The organism is Streptomyces sp. IBSBF 3136, from assembly GCF_036815105.1.
In the GTDB taxonomy this organism is placed as follows: domain Bacteria; phylum Actinomycetota; class Actinomycetes; order Streptomycetales; family Streptomycetaceae; genus Streptomyces.
This window is the reverse complement of record NZ_JAJSZC010000160.1, coordinates 1-18,451: the sequence shown is the minus strand read 5'-3', so window position 1 is coordinate 18,451 and position 18,451 is coordinate 1. Positions and strand designations below refer to the sequence as shown.

At 73.9% G+C, this 18,451-nt stretch carries 20 protein-coding genes, 1 tRNA gene and 2 pseudogenes; 11 read left to right on the top strand and 12 right to left on the bottom strand.

Annotated features, from left to right (window positions below; translation table 11 throughout):
* Positions 1-276: pseudogene (locus V7E45_RS28175) on the top strand (hypothetical protein); the annotation flags it as partial.
* 46 nt (positions 277-322) lie between these two features.
* The gene (locus V7E45_RS28170; protein ID WP_333777018.1) at positions 323-994 is read left to right on the top strand and encodes an O-methyltransferase; all 672 of its coding nucleotides are present in this window, start codon (positions 323-325) and stop codon (positions 992-994) included.
* Positions 995-1,010: 16 nt separating this feature from the next.
* Here the strand turns inward: V7E45_RS28170 and V7E45_RS28165 are convergent, their stop codons facing one another.
* Positions 1,011-1,403, bottom strand: coding sequence for a hypothetical protein (locus V7E45_RS28165; protein WP_333777017.1), 393 nt, complete (start codon positions 1,401-1,403; stop codon positions 1,011-1,013).
* 144 nt (positions 1,404-1,547) lie between these two features.
* On the opposite strand from V7E45_RS28165, the gene V7E45_RS28160 reads away from it, so the two are divergent.
* Complete coding sequence (locus V7E45_RS28160) at positions 1,548-1,979, top strand: J-domain-containing protein (RefSeq protein ID WP_333777016.1); 432 nt, start codon at positions 1,548-1,550, stop codon at positions 1,977-1,979.
* 68 nt (positions 1,980-2,047) lie between these two features.
* On the opposite strand, the gene V7E45_RS28155 is transcribed toward V7E45_RS28160, so the two are convergent.
* Positions 2,048-3,070 carry a hypothetical protein gene (locus V7E45_RS28155; RefSeq protein WP_333777014.1) on the bottom strand — a complete coding sequence of 341 codons (1,023 nt, stop codon included), beginning with the start codon at positions 3,068-3,070 and terminating at the stop codon, positions 2,048-2,050.
* 3 nt (positions 3,071-3,073) lie between these two features.
* Complete coding sequence (locus V7E45_RS28150) at positions 3,074-3,775, bottom strand: hypothetical protein (protein ID WP_333777013.1); 702 nt, start codon at positions 3,773-3,775, stop codon at positions 3,074-3,076.
* 176 nt (positions 3,776-3,951) lie between these two features.
* On the opposite strand from V7E45_RS28150, the gene V7E45_RS28145 reads away from it, so the two are divergent.
* Positions 3,952-4,476: a GNAT family N-acetyltransferase gene (locus V7E45_RS28145; RefSeq protein ID WP_333777012.1), complete on the top strand. Its 525-nt coding sequence runs from the start codon at positions 3,952-3,954 to the stop codon at positions 4,474-4,476.
* Here V7E45_RS28145 and V7E45_RS28140 read toward each other — a convergent pair.
* Positions 4,454-6,493 carry an MFS transporter gene (locus tag V7E45_RS28140; RefSeq protein ID WP_333777011.1) on the bottom strand — a complete coding sequence of 680 codons (2,040 nt, stop codon included), beginning with the start codon at positions 6,491-6,493 and terminating at the stop codon, positions 4,454-4,456. The two genes, V7E45_RS28145 and V7E45_RS28140, sit on opposite strands and share 23 nt — an antisense overlap.
* 894 nt (positions 6,494-7,387) lie before the next feature.
* Here V7E45_RS28140 and V7E45_RS28135 point away from each other — a divergent pair.
* On the top strand, positions 7,388-7,945 hold the full coding sequence (locus V7E45_RS28135; RefSeq protein WP_333777010.1) for a peptidoglycan-binding domain-containing protein: 558 nt from the start codon (positions 7,388-7,390) through the stop codon (positions 7,943-7,945).
* 52 nt (positions 7,946-7,997) lie between these two features.
* On the opposite strand, the gene V7E45_RS28130 is transcribed toward V7E45_RS28135, so the two are convergent.
* A complete protein-coding gene (locus tag V7E45_RS28130; protein WP_333777009.1) occupies positions 7,998-8,666 on the bottom strand; it encodes an HAD-IA family hydrolase in 669 nt (222 codons plus the stop codon).
* Between the two features lie 145 nt (positions 8,667-8,811).
* The gene (locus tag V7E45_RS28125; protein WP_333777008.1) at positions 8,812-9,393 is read right to left on the bottom strand and encodes a TMEM165/GDT1 family protein; all 582 of its coding nucleotides are present in this window, start codon (positions 9,391-9,393) and stop codon (positions 8,812-8,814) included.
* A gap of 374 nt (positions 9,394-9,767) precedes the next feature.
* Here V7E45_RS28125 and V7E45_RS28120 point away from each other — a divergent pair, with 374 nt between their 5' ends.
* Entirely contained in the window at positions 9,768-10,412 is a 645-nt protein-coding gene (locus V7E45_RS28120; RefSeq protein WP_333777007.1) for an HNH endonuclease family protein, read from the top strand.
* Positions 10,413-10,546: 134 nt separating this feature from the next.
* Here V7E45_RS28120 and V7E45_RS28115 read toward each other — a convergent pair whose 3' ends face one another.
* The 3 genes from V7E45_RS28115 to V7E45_RS28105 all read right to left on the bottom strand — a co-directional run bounded on the left by V7E45_RS28115 (position 10,547) and on the right by V7E45_RS28105 (position 12,617).
* Positions 10,547-11,155 (bottom strand): DedA family protein, encoded by a 609-nt coding sequence (locus V7E45_RS28115; RefSeq protein WP_333777006.1) that lies wholly within the window; start codon positions 11,153-11,155, stop codon positions 10,547-10,549.
* Positions 11,156-11,368: 213 nt separating this feature from the next.
* Positions 11,369-11,821 carry a DoxX family protein gene (locus V7E45_RS28110; protein ID WP_333777005.1) on the bottom strand — a complete coding sequence of 151 codons (453 nt, stop codon included), beginning with the start codon at positions 11,819-11,821 and terminating at the stop codon, positions 11,369-11,371.
* A gap of 547 nt (positions 11,822-12,368) precedes the next feature.
* Positions 12,369-12,617 carry a DUF2277 domain-containing protein gene (locus V7E45_RS28105; RefSeq protein WP_333777004.1) on the bottom strand — a complete coding sequence of 83 codons (249 nt, stop codon included), beginning with the start codon at positions 12,615-12,617 and terminating at the stop codon, positions 12,369-12,371.
* A 59-nt stretch (positions 12,618-12,676) separates the two neighbouring features.
* Between V7E45_RS28105 and V7E45_RS28100 the strand changes: the two are divergent.
* Both V7E45_RS28100 and V7E45_RS28095 read left to right on the top strand, forming a co-directional pair.
* A pseudogene (locus V7E45_RS28100) lies at positions 12,677-13,251 on the top strand (ketopantoate reductase family protein); the annotation flags it as partial.
* A 150-nt stretch (positions 13,252-13,401) separates the two neighbouring features.
* Entirely contained in the window at positions 13,402-13,746 is a 345-nt protein-coding gene (locus tag V7E45_RS28095) for a hypothetical protein (protein ID WP_333777003.1), read from the top strand.
* Positions 13,747-13,803: 57 nt separating this feature from the next.
* Here the strand turns inward: V7E45_RS28095 and V7E45_RS28090 are convergent.
* A tRNA-Val gene (locus tag V7E45_RS28090) sits at positions 13,804-13,875 on the bottom strand.
* Positions 13,876-14,066: 191 nt separating this feature from the next.
* On the opposite strand from V7E45_RS28090, the gene V7E45_RS28085 reads away from it, so the two are divergent.
* The 3 genes from V7E45_RS28085 (at position 14,067) to V7E45_RS28075 (ending at position 16,438) form a co-directional block, all read left to right on the top strand.
* Positions 14,067-15,458, top strand: coding sequence for a hypothetical protein (locus tag V7E45_RS28085; protein ID WP_333777002.1), 1,392 nt, complete (start codon positions 14,067-14,069; stop codon positions 15,456-15,458).
* Positions 15,459-15,543: 85 nt separating this feature from the next.
* Positions 15,544-16,152, top strand: coding sequence for a DUF4383 domain-containing protein (locus V7E45_RS28080; protein WP_333777001.1), 609 nt, complete (start codon positions 15,544-15,546; stop codon positions 16,150-16,152).
* Positions 16,153-16,213: 61 nt separating this feature from the next.
* On the top strand, positions 16,214-16,438 hold the full coding sequence (locus V7E45_RS28075) for an FmdB family zinc ribbon protein (protein WP_043475422.1): 225 nt from the start codon (positions 16,214-16,216) through the stop codon (positions 16,436-16,438).
* Between the two features lie 15 nt (positions 16,439-16,453).
* Here the strand turns inward: V7E45_RS28075 and V7E45_RS28070 are convergent, their stop codons facing one another.
* Entirely contained in the window at positions 16,454-17,266 is an 813-nt protein-coding gene (locus tag V7E45_RS28070) for an HAD family hydrolase (RefSeq protein WP_333777000.1), read from the bottom strand.
* The coding region (locus V7E45_RS28065) for a cysteine protease StiP family protein (protein ID WP_333776999.1) at positions 17,266-18,451 on the bottom strand (1,186 nt) is incomplete at its 5' end. The genes V7E45_RS28065 and V7E45_RS28070, both read right to left, overlap by 1 nt.

Below are 18,451 nucleotides of genomic sequence, written 5' to 3'. Positions count from 1 at the left end.
CCCGGCCGTTCCCCCGCCCCGCGCGTCCCCGGTGACCACTCACCTCGGCGCGCCGCGCCGCACGCTCGCGACACCCCGGTCCGGCGGGTGGCCGTCGACCACGAGCCGCGCCCGACCGCCGGGAAACCGGCCCCGCCGCTGACGCCACGCGGCGCCCTGCCCACGGCGGTCGCGGCCGCCGCGCCGGCCCTCGGTACGACGCTTCCGGCGGCCGGTGCCGCCCCGCCGCCCGTGCCGCTCTCCTCGCCGGTCACCCCGTCCGCGCCCCTCGGCTGAGACCATTCATGTGGACGGACGGACACTCGGGAAAGGCAGCAGGCGCATGAGCGGTTCGCAGCTCTGGGACGACGTCGACTTCTACTTCAGCAGCCATCTGGCACCGGACGACGAGGCGCTGCAGGCGGCCCTGCGCGACAGCGAGGCCGCCGGGCTGCCGCACATCGCGGTCACCGCGCCCCAGGGCAAGTTCCTGCAACTGCTCGCACAGATCCAGGGCGCCCGCAACATCCTGGAGATCGGCACCCTCGGCGGCTACAGCACGATCTGGCTGGGCCGCTCGCTGCCCGTCGACGGCCGGCTGATCTCACTGGAGTACAACGCCAAGCACGCGGACGTGGCGACCCGCAACATCGCCCGCGCGGGCCTGGAGCGGATCGTGGAGGTGCGGGTCGGGCCGGCCCTGGAGTCGCTGCCCAAGCTCGCCGACGAGAACCCGGCCCCTTTCGACCTCGTCTTCATCGACGCGGACAAGGAGAACAACCGGCACTACGTGGAGTGGGCGCTCCGGCTCTCCCGCGCGGGCAGCCTCATCGTGCTGGACAACGTGGTGCGCGGCGGCCGGATCATCGACGCCGACAGCGCGGCCCCCGACATCGTCGGCACCCGCGCCGCCATCGACCTGATCGCCTCCCACCCCCGGCTCACCGGCACCGCGGTCCAGACGGTGGGCAGCAAGGGCTACGACGGCTTCGCGCTGGCCCGGGTGCTGGGCTGAGGCCGCCGGGCCGGGTTCACGCCTCGTGGTAGAAGCCCACGTTGACGCTGCGCGGTCCGGTGCGGTCCTGCACGACGACCTCGCCGGAGCCGCCGCGGGGCAGCTGCACCGCCCCGCCGTAGGCCACGGTCTGCGCGTACTCCCCGACGATGAGCCGTACTTCGGCGGACGGCTCGGCCTGCGAGCCGCGCAGCCAGGACAACTGCCAGACACCGTCGGCGCCGCACTGGAACTCCAGGTGGACCCGGGAGACGAACAGCCAGTCCTCGGGCGTGACGAGCCGGCACACGGCCGCGTCCCGGCCCACCCGCAGCACGGCGCCCGGCTCGCTGGGCGCATCGGCCATCGTCATACCGGCCGTGGCCCCCGCGTCGGCCCCGGAGACGGTGGCCATGGTCAGTTCGAGCACGTGCGTTCCCCCTGAAGAAGCTGCGACGCCACCAGACGTCCTTGTCGCGACACCGCCGTCGCCGGCATCGTGCGGTGGCCGGACGGCGGTACCGCCGCCGCATGATAAAACGCCCGGCCGGGCCGCGTCCGGCACAATGGGCTCATGACCGAGCGAAAGCCACCCGGTGTCCCGTTCGAGTCGTGGGTCGACAAGCAGATCCGCGACGCGCAGGGCCGAGGCGAGTTCGAGCGGCTGGCGGGGGCGGGCGAGCCGCTGCCCGCGGACCTCGACTCCACGTACGACGAACTGTGGTGGGTCAAGCGGAAGATGGCCCGCGAGGGTCTGGCGGTGCTGCCGCCGGCGCTGGCTCTGCGCAAGGAGGCCGAGGACGCCCTCGCGGCGGCCTACGCGGCCCCCTCGGAGCGGGCCGTCAGGCAGATCATCACCGAGGTCAACGTGAAGATCCGCGACATGATGTTCAAGCCGCCGCCCGGCCCGCCCCTGGGCAAGAAACCCTACGACGTCGAAGAGGTCGTACAGGAGTGGCGCAGGCTGCGGGCGGCGGCGAAGGACGCCCGGGTCACGGACGCCTAGCTCACGCCCAGGGCCCGCCGCGGCGGCGGGCCCTGGTTCTTCTCACGCGTGCGTCGGCCGCAGGGCGTTCACAGGTGCAGCAGCCGGCCGGCCAGCTCCCGGTAGTCCCGCAGGGCCAGCCTCAGCTGCTCGGTGTCGGCCTCGCGGGCCGGCCCGCCCTCCTCGTCCTGCCACGACATGCGCAGACTGCGGCGGCGGCGCGTCACGGCCTCGCTGAAGCGCGCGGCGATCTCCTCGAGCTCCCGGTCGGCCTCCTCCACCGCGGCCCGGGGCTCGTCCACGAACCCCGCGGCCGTCCGGCGCAGCATCGACTCCCACCGCTCGGACTCCTCGTGCGGCAGCAGCGGGGCGCTCCCGCCCGTCTCCCGCTTACCGCCGCGACCCCCGGCGGGCGCGGCCGGCCAACTGTCCGTGCCCCGGCCGTTCGTCGTCGCCGCCTCACGTCCGCTCAGCTCACCGGACGAGGGCGCCCCGAGTCCGTCGTCGGGCATCCGGCCGCCCGAGGCGACGTCCTCCCGGCCGGTTCCGGGGGTGACTCCAGTGGTGCCCGGGGTGGCTCCCGCGGTGCCCGGCGTCCCGTCGCCCCGCGTCCGCATCCGAGTCTCGTCCCGGGCGTCCGTGGCGTCCCGGGCCTCCGTGGCGCGACCGGCCGCGCCGGTCACGTCGTCCGCGGCGGCCGACCAGCCGTCGTAGCGGTCGTCCGGCGTCGTGCCCGCACGGCCTTCCCGCTCCCCCGCTGTCACACCCTCACCGCCGCTCCGGTCGTACGCGTCGTGCCGGTCGTGGCCGTACCGTTCGTCCGCCGCCGTGTCGGCCCGGGCGTAGCCGTCGTCCGGGGCGTAGTCGTCGTCCGTGCGGCGTGCGGCGCGCGGGTCGTCGACCTCGGCCGGGCCGCCCGGGCCCGGTATCGGCTCGACGGGCCGCCGGCCGCCCGCGACCGGCTCGGCCGACAGCCGCTCGGGTGCCACCGGCTCCCCAGGGAGCCGGTCACCCGGCCGTCGCTCGTCGTCCGGCCTCCGTGTCGCTCCGGAGACGCCCTCCCCGGCCGGGTACCGCTCGCGGCCCGGCCCGCTCTCCCTGTCCTGGGCCATGGCTCAGCTCTCCTTCGGGTGGCTCTTGCTGAAGGACCACGCGTGGGGGCGGGTCCCGGTGGTGCCGGAACGGCCGCCGTCGCCGTCGACGGCGGCGGCGCCCGCGTGGGCGTGGCCGTCGGTGCGGTGCCGGGCGGCCGTCCCGACGCTGTCGATCAGGTCGTCGAAGAGAGCGCGGGCCTCCACCAGGGCCGTCCGCAGCTCCTCGGTACCGGCCCCGGAACCGTTCGCCTCGCCGGCCGCCCCGTCCTGGGCGACGCGGTGGACCCGGCGGTAGCCGTCGACGTGGTCGGCGTGGTGCACGGACAGCGCGGCGAGCTGCTCCTCGTAGCGTCCGCCGTCCGGGTAGCCGCGGACGCCGGCGACCTCGGCGAGCAGCCGGTCGGCCTCGGCCACCGCCTCCCGCGGCTCGTCCACGAACCGCTCCTGCACGGCCGTCCAGCGGCCCGCGTACCGTTCCCGTTCGGCGGGCTCCAGCGGGCGCTCCCGCAGTGCGCCGTGGCGTTCGAGCCGCTCGGCCAGCTCGCGCTCGGCGGCCTGGGTGTCCCCGTCGTGCCGGGCGACCGTACGCTCGTACTCGGGCCCGAAGCGCCTCTTGAGGTCCGGCCCGCCGTGTCGGCCGCGGGCGCGCAGAGTCAGAAGGGCGGCGACGAGGACCACGGCCGCCACGATCACGATGACAGCGATGATCATGCCTGTGGACATGGTTGCCTTCCGGATCGGACCGGCCCCGCTGGCCGGTTCTCCCTTCGTGTGACCCGGAACACGGCCCACAAACGGCCGCCGGTCGGCGGACGGCGCGGCGGCCGGCGGCCGTCCGGTCCCCGAGCGCTCCTTTTCCGGTTGCGGAGGGTCCGCCTGGGCCGCCGAGAATGACCGGCATGACATGGACCGTAGCCCCGGAGCCGTACGACTCGCCGACCGCACGCGCACTGTGGCGGGCGTACTACACGGAGGTCAGCGACCGCTGGTACCTGCTGCACGAGGGGCGCCGCACCGACCCGGCCGAGCTGGAGCGCGCGATCGCCGCCCGGACCGGCGCGGAACTGGCCCCGCCGAAGGGCGAGTTGCTGATCGCGCGGTACGCCGGTGAGCCGGCCGGATCGGCGGGCGTCCGGTTGCTCGACGCGGAAACCGCCGAACTCACCCGGGTGTTCGTGCCCGAGGCGATGCGCGGCCGGGGCGGGGCCGCGCTCCTGGTGGCCGCCGCCGAGGAGGCGGCCCGCGCCCTGGGGGCGGAGCGGATGATCCTCGACACCCGTGGCGACCTGGTGGAGGCCCGGGCCCTGTACGCCCGCCTCGGCTACGCGGAGACCGGACCGCACAACGACGACCCGTACGCCGAGCACTGGTTCCGCAAGGATCTGCGGGCCGGCGAAGCCGTCAACGGGCGTCCCGCGCCGTGACGGTGTGCGGCCGCTCGCTCTCCGAACCGCACAGCTCACCCGAGAGGTCCCGCACCAGTTGCGCCAGGTCGGTGGACCGGCCCGGCTGCCACCAGTCGCCGAGCAGCTCGGCCAGGGACTCCTCGCGGGCCAGGGCCAGCCGTTCGGCGACCTGGCGGCCGGTGTCGGTGAGCGTCACGTCCAGGCCCTCGCGGGCGACCAGGCGCCGCTCCTCCAGCTGGCGTTCCGCGGCGAGGACGACCTCCATGGGGACGTCGGTGCGCTCGGCGAGCATCCCCGGCTCCACCGAGCCGAATTTGCGGATGCGCAGCAGCATCCAGCCGGCGGCGGGCAGCAGGTCGCTCCCGGACCGCTCGGTGATCTTCCGGTAGATCTCCCGGCGGCCCTCGCGGGTGCCCAGCACGGACAGGGCGCGGCGCACCTCGTCGTTCGAGGAACGCTCGACCGGGTTGGGCGGGATCGTCTCGGAGAGGTCCGGCGCGGTGACCGAGCCGCGCAGCCGGTCCTCCTTCAGGAACCACGCCAGGACGAAGCCCAGGAAGGCGACCGGGGCCGCGTAGAGGAACACGTCGGTGATCGCGGACGCGAAGGCGTGCAGGGCCGGTGTGCGCAGCGAGGCCGGCAGGGCGGCGATGCCGCGCGGGTCGGCCTTGAGCGCGTCGGCCGAGACGCCGGGCGGCAGCCGCACCCCGCGGAAGGCGTCGGCGAGCTTGTCGGCGAGGCGGCTCGCGAAGACGGTGCCGAAGATGGCGACGCCGAAGGACGCGCCGATGGAGCGGAAGAAGGTCGCGCCCGAGGTGGCGACGCCGAGGTCCTCGTACGACACCGCGTTCTGCACGATCAGCACGAGCACCTGCATGACCAGGCCGAGGCCCAGGCCGAAGACGAAGAAGTAGACGCTCATCTCGGCGGTCGAGCTGTGCTCGTCGAGCCGGTGCAGCAGGAGCAGCCCGATGGCGGTGACGGCGGTGCCCGCGATCGGGAAGACCTTCCAGCGGCCGGTGCGGCTGACGATCTGCCCGGAGGCGGTGGAGGACAGCAGCAGGCCGAACACCATCGGCAGCATGTATATACCGGACACGGTCGGCGAGACACCGTGCACGACCTGGAGGAAGGTCGGCAGGTACGTCATCGCGCCGAACATGGCGAAGCCGACGATGAAGCTGATGACGGCGGACAGGGTGAAGGTGCGGATGCGGAACAGCTTGAGCGGCAGCACGGGTTCGGCGGCCCGGCTCTCCACCCCGACGAACGCGACGGCCAGGACGACACCCAGCACGATGAGCCCGATGATCTGCGGCGAACCCCAGCGCCAGGTCGTCCCGCCGAGCGAGGCGACCAGCACCAGGCAGGTGGCGACCGCGGCGATCAGGAAGGTGCCGAGGTAGTCGATGACGTGGCGGGCGCTCTTGCGCGGGATGCGCAGGGCGGTGGCGATCACGGCGAGCGCGACGATCCCTACGGGCACGTTGACGTAGAACACCCAGCGCCAGCTCAGGTGCTCGGTGAACAGGCCGCCCAGCAGCGGCCCGAGCACGCTGGTCGCGCCGAACACGGCGCCGAACAGCCCCTGGTAGCGGCCGCGTTCGCGGGGCGGCACGATGTCGCCGACGATCGCCATCGACAGCACCATCAGCCCGCCGCCGCCGAGGCCCTGCAGCGCCCGGAAGCCGATCAGCTGCGGCATGTCCTGCGCCATGCCGCACAGCGCGGACCCGATCAGGAAGATGACGATCGCGGTCTGGAACAGCTTCTTGCGCCCGTACTGGTCGCCGAGTTTGCCCCACAGCGGGGTCGCGGCGGTCGAGGCCAGCAGGTAGGCGGTCACCACCCAGGACAGGTGCTCGAGGCCGCCCAGGTCGCTGACGATGGTGGGCAGCGCGGTCGACACGATGGTCTGGTCGAGCGCGGCGAGCAGCAACCCGAGCAGCAGGGCGCCGATCGAGACGAACACGTTGCCGGCGACGTGCTCGTCGGCCCGCGCGTCCTTCGCCGTACCGTGCGTGTCCAGGGCCATGAAGACCTCCCGGGGCTCGGGTGCACACCTCCCATCGTGGGCGGTGCGGCCGTACCTGGCCTGTTGAGTTCCCTGTCTGGCCGGTTCGCCGCGTGTTCCGCCGGGGCGGATGTGGAGGACGTCTGCATAAACTCGGGATTTCCCGAGGGGAGGGGACGACGCGTGACGGAACCGACGGGCCTCACCTGCCCGGAGTGCGGTGCGCCGAGGGGGCCGGACCACACCCCGTCCTGCGACTGCTCCCGCCGCGCCGCGGACGCCCTGCGCGAGACCCGCACGGCCGAGGCGGCAGCGGCGGAGGACTTCGACCCCCTGCGCATCCGGCCGTACGTCGAGGTCACGGAGGACACGACAGGTCCACTGCCCACCGCCGGGGGCGGGACAGCGGGGGCCGGGGCCGGGACGCGCCCGCCGACGGCAGGCGGGGAGGCGACGGCTCGAGCTCAGGACGGGACGCGCGGGGTACCGGGCGCCGAGGCGGCGACGCGTCCCCTGCCGGCAGCCGAGGAGGCGACGGCACGGGCGCAGGGCGAGACGCGGGGGACGTCGGGCTCCGGGCGGCGAACCCGCCCCCTGCCGGACGCCGATGACCCGACGCACCCGGTGGCGACCGCCGGAGACCCGACACGTCCCGTGCCGCCCGCCGGAGACCCGCCGCGTCCAGTACCGCCCGCCGGAGACCCGCCGCGTCCAGTGCCGACCGCCGGAGACGCAACGCGTCCCGCGCCGCCCGTAGGGGACCGCACGCGGCCGCCGACGACCGCCGGGGCTGCCGTGCCGCCGCCGGGGCCGGTGGGTGGGCCCGGCGGGCCGGGCGGTGCCGACCCCCTGCCGCCGGGGCGGGAGCCGGGCGCGGGGGCCGGAGGGGAAGCGCGGCGCCGTCCCAGGCGTGCTGTGCTGCTGTCGGCCGCCGCGGCCGGGGTCGTGGTCGTGGCGGCGGCCGGGGTCGCGAGCGGGCTGCTCTCGTACCACGAGCCGTCGCGGAACCGGGTGGCCCAGGAGGTGCGGCAGAGCGTGCCCGAGGTGACGGCGACGGCCACGTCGTCGGCGCCCGCGTCGCCCGCTCCGCGTCACACGGCGCCGCCGCGCCCGACCCCGCCGGCCGAGCCGACGCCGTCGCCCACCCGCTCCTCGCCGTCCCCGTCGCCCACGGTCTCCCGCGGCGCGTCCCACCCGGCTTCGCCGAGCCCGTCGACCGGCAGTCCGAAAGCGGCGCCCACCGGCGGGCCCCCCGTGCTGCGGCTGGGCGACGAGGGCCCCGAGGTCACCGAGCTGCAGCTCCGCCTGAAGCAGCTCAACCTGTACGGCGACCAGGTGACCGGCGTCTTCACCCGCCCCGTGCAGGACGCCGTGCGCAACTACCAGTGGGCCCGCGGCATCGACGCCGACGACCTCGGCGTCTACGGCCCGGCCACGAGGGCGAGCCTGGAGTCTGAGACGACCCAGCCCTGAGCCCGGCCCGCGCGCCGCCGGGCCGGCCCGAGGTCTCCGGCGACGGAGCGGGTCAGGCCGGGCGGGCGCCCAGGTGCAGCCGTATCGCGCCGTCCGCCGCGGCCTCGACCCGCACGTGGGTGAGGTCCGGGACGACCACGTCGGGGCCGTGGGCACCGGCCCGCGGGCCGACGCCCACGACGCGCATCCCGGCGGCCCTGCCCGCCGCGACGCCGGCGCCGGAGTCCTCGAAGACGACGCAGTCGGCGGGGGCGACGCCGAGTTCGGCGGCGCCCTTCAGGAACCCCTCCGGGTCCGGCTTGCTCGCGCCGACCGACTCCGCCGTGACACGGACCTCGGGCAGCGGCAGTCCGGCGGCGGCCATGCGGGCGGTGGACAGGGCGACGTCGGCGGAGGTCACCAGGGCGTGCGGCAGGCCGCGCAGGGAGGCGAGGAAGGCGGCGGCGCCGGGCACCTCGATCACTCCGTCCAGATCGGCGGTCTCCTCCGCGAGCATGCGGGCGTTGTCGGCGAGGTTCTGCCGCATCGGCCGGTCGGGCAGCAGCACCGCCATCGAGGCGTGGCCCTGCCGGCCGTGGACGACCTTCATCACCTCATCGCCGTCCAGGCCGTGCCGCTCGGCCCAGCGCCGCCAGATGCGTTCGACCACGGCGTCCGAGTTGACGAGGGTGCCGTCCATGTCGAGCAGGAGGGCGCGGGCGGTGAGGACGGTAGCCGGCATCGGCAGCTCCAGACAGGAAGTACGGGACAAGGCGGCCCCGCCCGCCGGTCAGGGAAAACGGGCGGGGGCCACTTTGTTTCTCTACGGTACAAAATGGGGACGGGATCGCGCCACCGCCCCGGGCGAGCGTTCACCCGCTGTTCGCTCAGCCGGCGACGGCCTCGTACAGGCTCCACACGCCGAGCGCCAGCATCAGCAGCGCCGCGATCTGCGTGATCAGGCGCAGCGGAACCCGCTTCATCAGGGCCTTTCCACCGACGATGCCGAGCCCGGCCACCGCCCACAGGCCGAGGACCGCGCCCAGGCCGACGGAGATCGGGTCGTCGTAGCGGGCCGCGAGGTTGGCCGTCATGATCTGGGTCAGGTCACCGAACTCGGCGACCAGGATGAGCATGAAGCCGGTGCCGGCCACCTTCCAGAAGGACTGGTCGGCGGGCTTGCGGATCTCCTCCTCCTCCTCGCCCTTCTTCAGCAGCAGCACGGCCGCGCCGGCGAGGAAGAGGACGCCCGTGATGGCGTGCACGATCTGCTGGGGCAGCAGGGTCAGCACACTGCCGGCCGCGACGGCGAGCACGACATGCAGCAGGAAGGCGGCGGCGACGCCCGCGAATACGTACGAGGCCCGGTAACGGGTGCCGAGGACGAGGCCGGCGAGCGCGGTCTTGTCCGGCAGTTCGGCGAGGAAGATGACGCCGAAGACGAGCGCCGTCACGGTGATGCTGAGCAAGGTCCCTCAATCGGTCGGGGCTGCCCCACCGAGAGTGCTGAACGTCACATGCGACACCTCGGCATGGCAGCACACTCTGCGCCCGTGCCGAGGGGCACGCGCGTGCACTGCTTGCCGAAGGTCTCGCTGGCGGCCCGTACGGGATCCGCCTCCGGGCGCCGGCTCAGGCTGGCTGAGCAGTATGTCGACGGTCCGGCGAAGAGCTACTCCCCTTCTGCGCCCCCCATGGTACGGGACGTGAAAGTTCCGCAGTGAACCTTGTCGTGTCATGCACACGTCACTAGATTCACCCCGAGCGCTCACCCCCCGGCAACACCGCACCGCGAGCATTCCCCCGCTCGCGCCCAAAACCCCCACCCCGCAAGGGAGTTCGCATGTCCAGGTTCTACGCGCGTCGACGGCTGAGCATACTCTCGGCCCTCACGGGCCTGATAGCCTCCGTCGCCCTGTTCAACTCCCCGAGCGCCTCCGCCGCCCTCCCCACGCCGGTGAGCGCCGCCACCGCCCGCAGCTACCTGTCCCAGCTGACCGTGGCCACCGAGAACCGCACCGGCTACAGCCGTGACCTGTTCCCGACCTGGATCACCATCTCCGGCACCTGCAACACCCGCGAGTGGATCCTCAAGCGGGACGGCACGAACGTCGTCACCGACTCCGCCTGCGCCGCCACCAGCGGCAGCTGGTACTCGCCGTACGACGGCGCCACCTGGACCGCCGCCTCCGACCTGGACATCGACCACCTCGTCCCGCTCGCCGAGGCCTGGGACTCCGGCGCGAGCAGGTGGACCACCGCCCAGCGGCAGTCCTTCGCCAACGACGTCACCCGGCCCCAGCTCCTGGCCGTGACCGACAACGTCAACCAGGCCAAGGGCGACCAGGACCCGGCCACCTGGATGCCGTCGCGCACCGCCTACCGCTGCACCTACGTCCGCGCCTGGGTGCAGGTGAAGTACTACTACGACCTCTCGGTCGACTCCGCGGAGAAGACCGCGCTGACGAACTACCTGGCGAGCTGCTGACGCGGCGGACCTCTCGACGGCCGCCGTTCGGCCGCCGCCAGGACGTCGCCGCCCGCACGTCGCCGTTCACCCCACCGCCCTCCCCGACCGCGGCGTGCGCCCGGTCGCGGAGGGCGGCGCCGTCACCAGGACGGTTACGCCGGCCTGCGCCGCACCAGGAACCCGGCCGCGGCCCCCGCCCCGAACAGCGCGACCACCGACACCCCGGCGGCCAGCCAGGTGGCACCCAGCCAGCGGCCGCCGAAGTAGCCGAGCGCGACGCTGTAGCCGGCCCAGGACAGGCCGGCCAGCGCGGACCAGGGCAGGAAGTCACGGGCGCGGCGGTGCGCGGCGCCCGCGCAGAAGGAGACCACCGAGCGGCCGGCGGGCGCGAAGCGGGCCAGCACCACGAGGGCGCCGCCGCCCCGGGCCAGCGCCTCACCCAGGCGTTCCTGCGCGGCGGTCAGCCGGCGGGACCGGGCTATCGCGCGGTCCAGGCGCTCACCTCCCCGCCAGGCGAGCCGGTAGGCCACCAGGTCGCCCAGGACCGAGGCGGTCGCGGCGGAGAGGGTCAGGGCGAGGATGTCCGGCACGTCGTGCGGGACATGACCCGCCGCGCTGGACCCCGCGGCGGCCGCGGTGGCCGCCGTGATGACGAGCACCCCGCTCGGCAGCACCGGCACGAACACGTCGAGGAGCACCGACAGGCCCACCATGGCGTAGATCCATGGGCCGGCGGCCAGTGACCCCAGGCTCTCCAGCACTCCGACTCCCCCGTAGCTCCCCCGACGACAGCCATACAGCGTACGCCGAGGGTGTGACAGAGGGGCCATGGGGGGCACATGTGATCGAACGGGGTTTTCACCGCCGGGGCCGCACGGGCCGTCACGACGGCGGCACGAGGCTCCACCGGGCCCGGACACCGCGACGGCGCCCCTCCCCGCCGTCCGGGGAGAAGCGCCGTCACGCCGGGCCGGTCAGGCCGCTATCGGGGTCTGCTCGGCGGCCGGTCGGCGGGTCGCCGCCGTGCGCCGGGCCAGGAGCCGGTCGAGGCCGAAGGCGCCCGAGCCGGTGAAGACGAGCAGCAGGAACCCCCAGCAGAACAGCACCGACATCTCGCCGCCGTTCTGGATGGGCCACAGCGCGGTGTGCTGGTGCACGTCGAAGTAGGCGTACGCCATCGAGCCCGAGGCGATCAGCGCGGCGCCGCGGGTGCCGAGGCCGAGCAGGACGAGGCCACCGGCGACCAGCTGGATCACGGCCGCGTACCAGCCGGGCCAGGTGCCGGACGGGATCGTCCCGCCGGTGCCCATGGCGCCGCCGAGGACGCCGAAGAGCGAGGCGGCGCCGTGCACCGCGAAGAGCAGGCCGAGGACGACGCGGAAGAGCCCGAGGACGTAGGGCTGAGCGGAATCGAGGCGTGCGGACATGACGAGGGGTCTCCTCTTCGGTGCGGTCGGGCCGGCCGGGGACGGGCCGGTCGTGGGGGCGGCGGTACCGAAACGAGGGACCCAGGTTAGGCGCACCTAATCAGTGCTTGCAAGTTCAACATTTGGCCATGGTTCCGCCTCCGCTCGCGGCAGCGAGCCGACCCCAGCCGCACGTGGGGCACCCCGTGCCGGCGCATCGGCACCCGAAAACCTGACCGGATACACGCCTGGACGGACGCCCCGGCAGCCGCCCCACACACCGCACCGGGCACCCCCGGTACCGCCCGAACCCCACACGCAGGCGCCGGAGCCCCCGGCGCACCACCCCGGAAGCGGCCGGGGACGGTCGCCCCACCCGAAGCACCGCCCACAAGCAGCCGGGAACGGTCGGCCCACCCGAAGCACCGCCCGCAAGCGGCCGGGGACGGTCGGCCCACCCGAAGCACCGCCCACAAGCAGCCGGGGACGGCCAGGGCAGCCGACGCACCGCCCGCAAGCGGTCGGGGGCAATCGCGGCCCTCCGAGGCACCCGCCCCGGCGGACCGCACTACCCCGCCTCCGCCTCCGCCTCCGCCTCCCGCACGGACCGCCCCCGCACCTCGAGGCCGTCCAGCAGTTCCGCCGTGGCCTGTGCCACGGCCTCCACGGCCCGTTCGAACACCTCGCGGTTGTGGGCGGCGGGGGCACGGAACCCCGAGACCTTCCGCACGTACTGCAGCGCGGCGGCGCGGATCTCGTCCTCGGTGGCCTCTTCGGGCAGTACGGGCGGACGCAACGTCTTGATACTCCGGCACATGCCCCCAGTCTCACGCAGACCGCACCGCCCTGGAAGGATCACGCCGAAGGCGGCCACCGAACCCCGCGGCCCTGCGCGCCCGCTACCGCCCGGACCGCGTCGCCCCGGCGTCGTCCGCGTGGAGTCGACCCGCACGGCCCCCGGCGTGATCGACCACGGCAGCCCCTTCGCGGAGATCGACCTGGCCGGTGACGGCGTGCCCCATCCCCGGCTCGACTCGCTCGCCGCCGTGCTCACCGACGCGGGCGTGACCACCCGCGTCCTCGAGGACGAGACGGCGGCCCTGTGGGCGAAGCTGGCCTTCCTCGCTCCCTTCGCGCTGCTCACCACCCGCTACGGCCTGCCCGTCGGCGAAGCGCGCGCCCTCCACCGCGAGGAATTGGAGTCGCCGGTCGCCGAGACCGCCGCGGTGAGCCGGGCCTGCGGCGCCCCCGCCGACCCGGCCCGGGCCCTGGCCCGCTTCGACGCCTTCCCGGCGTCCACCAGGTCCTCCATGCAACGTGACGCCGAGGCCGGCCGCCCGCTCGAACTCGACGCCATCGGCGGGGCGTTGCTGCGCGCGGCGGACCGGCACGGGGTGCCGGTGCCGGTGACGGTCCGTCTGGTGCGGGAACTGCGCGCGGCCGGCCACTGAGCACCCGCGGCCCCGCTGGCTCAGCGGCCACCGGGGCGGCGCCGGGCGCCCGAGGACGGCCCCGCGTCAGCTACGGGACTTGAACACTCGTTCGCGTGAACCTCACATCCGAACTCGCCACTCAAAATCGAACAGGCGTACCATTGCCGCGTGGCTACGACCTATGACTTCCCCAGTGACCTCCGCGCCGGCCAGGAGGAGCTGCATCAGGTCCGGGCCGAGCTGTCGGCCCTGCTCAAGCGGCTGCCCTGGTCGGTCGAGCCGGCGGACGGCTTCAGCGACGACAACGGCTGGCGCAAGGTGGAACGGCCCGCGTCCCCCGGCTGGACGGCCGACGAGCAGGCCGAGGTGGAGAAGCTGCGCCGCCGGGAGCACGAACTGGCGGTGTTCGTCAGCGGCCACCGCTTCTGGGCCGAGGTCGCCACGGCGGACCGCGTCGAGGCCCGCACGAGACTGAAGCACGCCCACGAGGAATCGTCCCCGGAAGGACCCTGACCCCGCGGCCTGACACGAGAAAGCCCCCGACCGACCCGGCCGGGGGCTTTTTGAACGTGGGCGCGGACGGTTTCGAACCGCCGACATCCTGCTTGTAAGGCAGGCGCTCTACCCCTGAGCTACGCACCCGTTTCTCCCCGGGAACATCGCCCAGGGTGAGTCGACAGCCTACATGGCCGATGGCGGTGCGCGGCAAACCCGAACGGCCCGCCGGCCGCGGAGTTCCCGGTCCCCGCACCGAACTGACCGCCCCGTGTGTTCGTCCTACCCGGGTGGGAGAATGACAGCACCCACGGCGGATCACAGCACGGGAGAGGGATGTGACGGGGACACCGGGCACGCCATCGACGCGGTCGTACCCGCCGTCGACCTCCAGGGCCCGGGGCGCGTCCTCGGCTCTGCGGGACACCCTGACGCTGATGGCTCTGCCGGCGCTGGCCGTGCTCCTGCTGCCGGGGGCGTTCGCCGGTGGTGGTACGCGGCGCTGGTTCGGCGGGCGGGCGGAGGGGCAGCGGGCCGAGGCGCAGGCGGCGAAGGACGCGGCGGCCGCCGCGTTCTACGAGTTGGACACCGCCCAGCGGGATCTGCGGATCTCGGTGGAGACGATCACGGCCGTCGACGACTCCCCCGCCGCACGGCGGGCGGTGGCCGACTTCGACGCTCTGGGCGCGCGGATCGACGAGGTCAGTCAGCGGTACATCCAGGCAGTGGACGCCCATGACCTGGATCGGGACGATCTGGAGGCCGCGGTGGCGGCCCGGGCGCGCACGGAGCTGACCGCGGCCAAGGACGAACTCGTCCGGGTCAAGCAGGAGCTGGACCGGTTCGGCAGTTCGCTGGGGCCGCTGCTGGGCAAGGCCGAGACCCAGCTCGCCCGGCTCGCCCCGGCCGTGGAGCGGGCGCGTCAGGCGCTGCTGGGCGCGAGCAACGCGCTGGACGCGGTACGGCAGCGGGGTCTGGGCGCCGATGACCTGGCGGCGCGGCTGGCGGCGCTGTCGCCGGAACTGACCCGGCTGAACCAGGGAGCCGGCCGGCACGGGGTGCCGCAGACGCTGGAGCGGGCCGAGCGGGTGCAGCGGGAGGCCGCGGCGATCCTGGCGGAGGCGGAGCGGCTGCCGGAGAAGGCGGCCGAGATCGATCACCGGCTGGTGAGTCTGCGGACCCGGGCGCAGGCGCTGACGACCCGGGCGGGGCAGGTCGATCCGGTGCTGAGCGAGCTGCGCCGCAGGTTCGCTGCCGCGTGCTGGCAGGATCTGCAGCAGGTGCCGGCGCAGGCCGCGGAGAACGTGCGGCAGGCGGAGCTGAAGCTGCGCGAGGCGCGGGCGGCGCGGGACGCCCAGCGCTGGGCGGACGCCACGTCGTTGCTGTCGACGGTGCGGGCGCTGCTGAACGCGACGGACGAGGCGGTGTCGGCCGCCGGTGACCGGCTGACCCGGCTGAACGCGGTGCAGAAGGATCCGCAGCGGGAGATCGAGCGGACCCGGTTCGCGATCCGGGACGCCCAGCGGCTGGCGATGACCGGTCGTACGACTCCGGACCCGCGGCACGCCCGGCCGCTGGACGACGCGGTGGCGCGGCTGGACGGTGCGGTCGCGGGGCTGGAGGGCCGGCATCCGGACTACTGGCACTTCCTGACCGAGACGGAGGCGGTGCGCCAGGCGGTGGCCCGGGTGGTGGGGCAGATCCGGGAGGAGCGCGGAGGCGGGCGCTGAGCCCCGTGTGTTGCCGGGTGGTGCGGGGCGGGCGGATATTGAAAGAGGACGGATGGCCTCCGCTCAACGCCCGAGGGAGGCGGATATGGCCACACACGTACACGCACGCCCGCGCCGGCGGATCCGGTTCGACGAGCATCTGCCCGTCGACCACCGGCTGAACCTGGTGTACCGGATCGGTGCCGGTCTGATCGGTGGGTTCCTGGTCGCCTTCGGCATTCTGGGCCTGATCGACCACATCGGTTTCTTCGACACCGGCGGGAACTCGGTCGCCGGCCTGAACAGCAACGGCACGCTGAGTGTGCTGTCGATCTGCATCGGTGCGTTGTTGCTGGTCGGCATGGCGATCGGCGGCAACTTCGCGTCGACGCTGAACATGGTTCTCGGCGTGCTGTTCCTGCTGAACGGCTTCCTGTTCCTGGGTCTGCTGGACACCCCCAACAACTTCCTGGCGTTCCGGATCCAGAACGTGCTGTTCAGTTTCGTGGTGGGGCTGCTGCTGATGACGTTCGGCATGTACGGCCGGGTCGGGTCGGTGCTGCCGTACGACAACCCGTACTGGCGTGCCCGGCACCCCGACCGGGACACCGAGCCGCCGGGGCTCGAGCACGAGTCGGGTGTGCCGCCGGTGACGATGCCGCTGCCCGGCACGTCGGGCGGGACCGGCAGGAGTGAGATCGACCGGCCGGAGTGAGTGAGCGGGTGACCGGCCTCGTGCCCTGCGGTGTGGGCGCGGGGCCGGTTAACCTGTGCGCATGCCTCGCTACGAGTACCGCTGCCGGACCTGCGGCGACACGTTCGAACTCAGCCGTCCCATGGCGGAGTCCTCCGCTCCCGCCGCCTGCCCCGCGGGCCACGACGACACGGTGAAGCTGTTGTCGACGGTGGCCGTGGGCGGCGGCTCGTCGGCCGCGCCCGCCCCGGCGCCCCGGGCGGGCGGGGGCGGCGGCGGCTGCTGCGGCGGAGGCTGCTGCGGCTGATCCCGGCGGTGCGGGTCAGGTCCGCTGCCGGACGGCCCGCAGGAACTCCCGGACGATCCGCTCCCCGGCGAGCACTCCGCGCTCGGGGAGCGCGCTGATGTGCGGGGCGTGCCAGTCGCTGTCGGCCAGTTCGCCGTGTCCGGGGCGCCAGCCCCGGTCGGCGGCGAGCAGCAGGTCGGCGTCGAGCAGGGAGTCGCCGGCGGCGAGGGTGAGTTCGGCGCCGATGCGGCGGGCGACCTCGCGGACGGCGGCGCTCTTGGTGAGCGGTCCGGGTACGGCGTAGATCTTGCGGCCCTGGAGGGAGACGGTCCAGCCGCGGGGTTCGGCCCAGACGGCCAGTTCCTTCACCCAGTCCTCGGGCAGCAGCTCGCGTTCGACGACGAGGTAGGCGAAGAGGTCTTCGGCGACGCGGTGCTTGCGGACCCAGACGGGGTCGGCGGTGCGGGTGAGGTGGTCGCGGATCTCGTCCAGGGGCGCGCACTCGTCGGCGAGGCGGGCCTGGACGGCGGTGTGCCAGTCGTGGTCGGTGTCGCCGTCGACGAGGAGGTGGCCGCCGTTGGCGCAGATCGCGTAGGCGGGCTGGGGGCCGGGCAGGTTGATGCGCTGGTACTGCTTGCGGGTGCGGGTGGTGGTGGGGACGAAGACGGCGCTGTCGCCGAGGTCGGTGAGGAGCTGGCCCGCGGTCTCGGTCAGGTAGGACAGGGGCTTGCTCTCGTGGACCTCGACGCAGAGCAGCCGGGGTGCCCGCGCGTCGGGCATGGTCAGCGCGAGGGCCGCCGAGGAGTAGATCAGGGTGCGGTCGAGGTCGCTGGCGACGAGTACCGGCATCAGAGGTTCACCGCCTTGCCGTCGGCGCCGGTGGCGCCGCGGGTGTACTGCGGGTGGATGAGTCCGACGCAGGTGTAGGGCAGGTCGCCGACCTCCTCGACGGGGACGCCGCGCTGGGCGGCGAGCAGGCGTACGTGGTCGAGGTCGGGTCCGGCGCCGGCCTTGGCGAGGATCTTCCAGGGGACGCGGCGCAGGAGTACGCGGGTGGTCTCGCCGACTCCGGGCTTGACGAGGTTGACGTCGTGGATGCCGTACTCCTCGCTGATCCGTTCGACGGCCTGCCAGCCTGCCCAGGTGGGGGTGCGGTCGGCGGCCATGAGGTCCTTCACGGCGTCGTCGACGGTGTCGGTGACGTCGGGGAAGTGCGCGCACACGGCGTCGAGGAAGGGCACGGAGACGTCGGCGCCGGTGAGTTCGCGGTAGTACTTGGCGCCGTGGAAGTCGTCCGGTCCGACCAGGTCGGCGCGCAGGACGGTGCGGGATATGAGGCCGGAGACGGTGGAGTTGAGGCAGGCGGAGGGGATGAGGAAGTCCTCGCGGGTGCCGTAGGTGCGGACGCACGAGCCCGGGTCGGCGAGGACGGCGATCTCCGGGTCGAAGCCGGTGATGCCCTCCTTCCGCTCGAAGTCCTCGATGGCCTGGGCGAGTTCGCGGGTGATGGCGCCCTTGCCGGTCCAGCCGTCGATGAAGACGACGTCCTGGGGGTCGTGGTGGGCGGCGAGCCAGCGCAGGGCGTTGGCGTCGATGCCGCGGCCGCGGACGATGGAGACGGCGTAGTGGGGCAGGTCGAGGCCGTGCCGGAACTGGGCCCAGCGGCGCATGAGCACGCCGACGGGGGTGCCGGCGCGGGCCAGGGAGACGAGGACGGGGCGGGGGGAGCGCTCGGCGAGGACGGTCTCGGTGACCACGCCGACGGCCTGGGCGAGGCGGGCGGCGGAGGTGTCGAGGGCGGTGTGGAACAGCCGCTGGTACTGGTCGCTGGGCTGGTACTCGACGGGCAGTGATTCGGCGTAGTGGGCTCCGCCGCTCTGGATGGCCTCCTCGCGTTCCTCGGTCGGCGCCTCCAGGGTGACGTCCGAGAGGTCCTGCAGCAGCCAGCCGACGTCCTCGGGCGGATAGGAGGAGAAGGCGGGGCCGCGGAGGGGCTCGGGCAGCATGGGCGCCCTTTCGGGGAGGGTGCGGGGC

Coding starts and splice junctions, on each gene's coding strand:
- V7E45_RS28170 (WP_333777018.1), top strand. CDS start 323: ATGAGCGGTTCGCAGCTCTGGGACGACGTCGACTTCTACTTCAGCAGC.
- V7E45_RS28160 (WP_333777016.1), top strand. CDS start 1,548: ATGACCGAGCGAAAGCCACCCGGTGTCCCGTTCGAGTCGTGGGTCGAC.
- V7E45_RS28155 (WP_333777014.1), bottom strand. CDS start 3,070: ATGGCCCAGGACAGGGAGAGCGGGCCGGGCCGCGAGCGGTACCCGGCC.
- V7E45_RS28150 (WP_333777013.1), bottom strand. CDS start 3,775: ATGTCCACAGGCATGATCATCGCTGTCATCGTGATCGTGGCGGCCGTG.
- V7E45_RS28145 (WP_333777012.1), top strand. CDS start 3,952: ATGACATGGACCGTAGCCCCGGAGCCGTACGACTCGCCGACCGCACGC.
- V7E45_RS28140 (WP_333777011.1), bottom strand. CDS start 6,493: ATGGCCCTGGACACGCACGGTACGGCGAAGGACGCGCGGGCCGACGAG.
- V7E45_RS28130 (WP_333777009.1), bottom strand. CDS start 8,666: ATGCCGGCTACCGTCCTCACCGCCCGCGCCCTCCTGCTCGACATGGAC.
- V7E45_RS28120 (WP_333777007.1), top strand. CDS start 9,768: ATGTCCAGGTTCTACGCGCGTCGACGGCTGAGCATACTCTCGGCCCTC.
- V7E45_RS28110 (WP_333777005.1), bottom strand. CDS start 11,821: ATGTCCGCACGCCTCGATTCCGCTCAGCCCTACGTCCTCGGGCTCTTC.
- V7E45_RS28105 (WP_333777004.1), bottom strand. CDS start 12,617: ATGTGCCGGAGTATCAAGACGTTGCGTCCGCCCGTACTGCCCGAAGAG.
- V7E45_RS28080 (WP_333777001.1), top strand. CDS start 15,544: ATGGCCACACACGTACACGCACGCCCGCGCCGGCGGATCCGGTTCGAC.
- V7E45_RS28075 (WP_043475422.1), top strand. CDS start 16,214: ATGCCTCGCTACGAGTACCGCTGCCGGACCTGCGGCGACACGTTCGAA.
- V7E45_RS28070 (WP_333777000.1), bottom strand. CDS start 17,266: ATGCCGGTACTCGTCGCCAGCGACCTCGACCGCACCCTGATCTACTCC.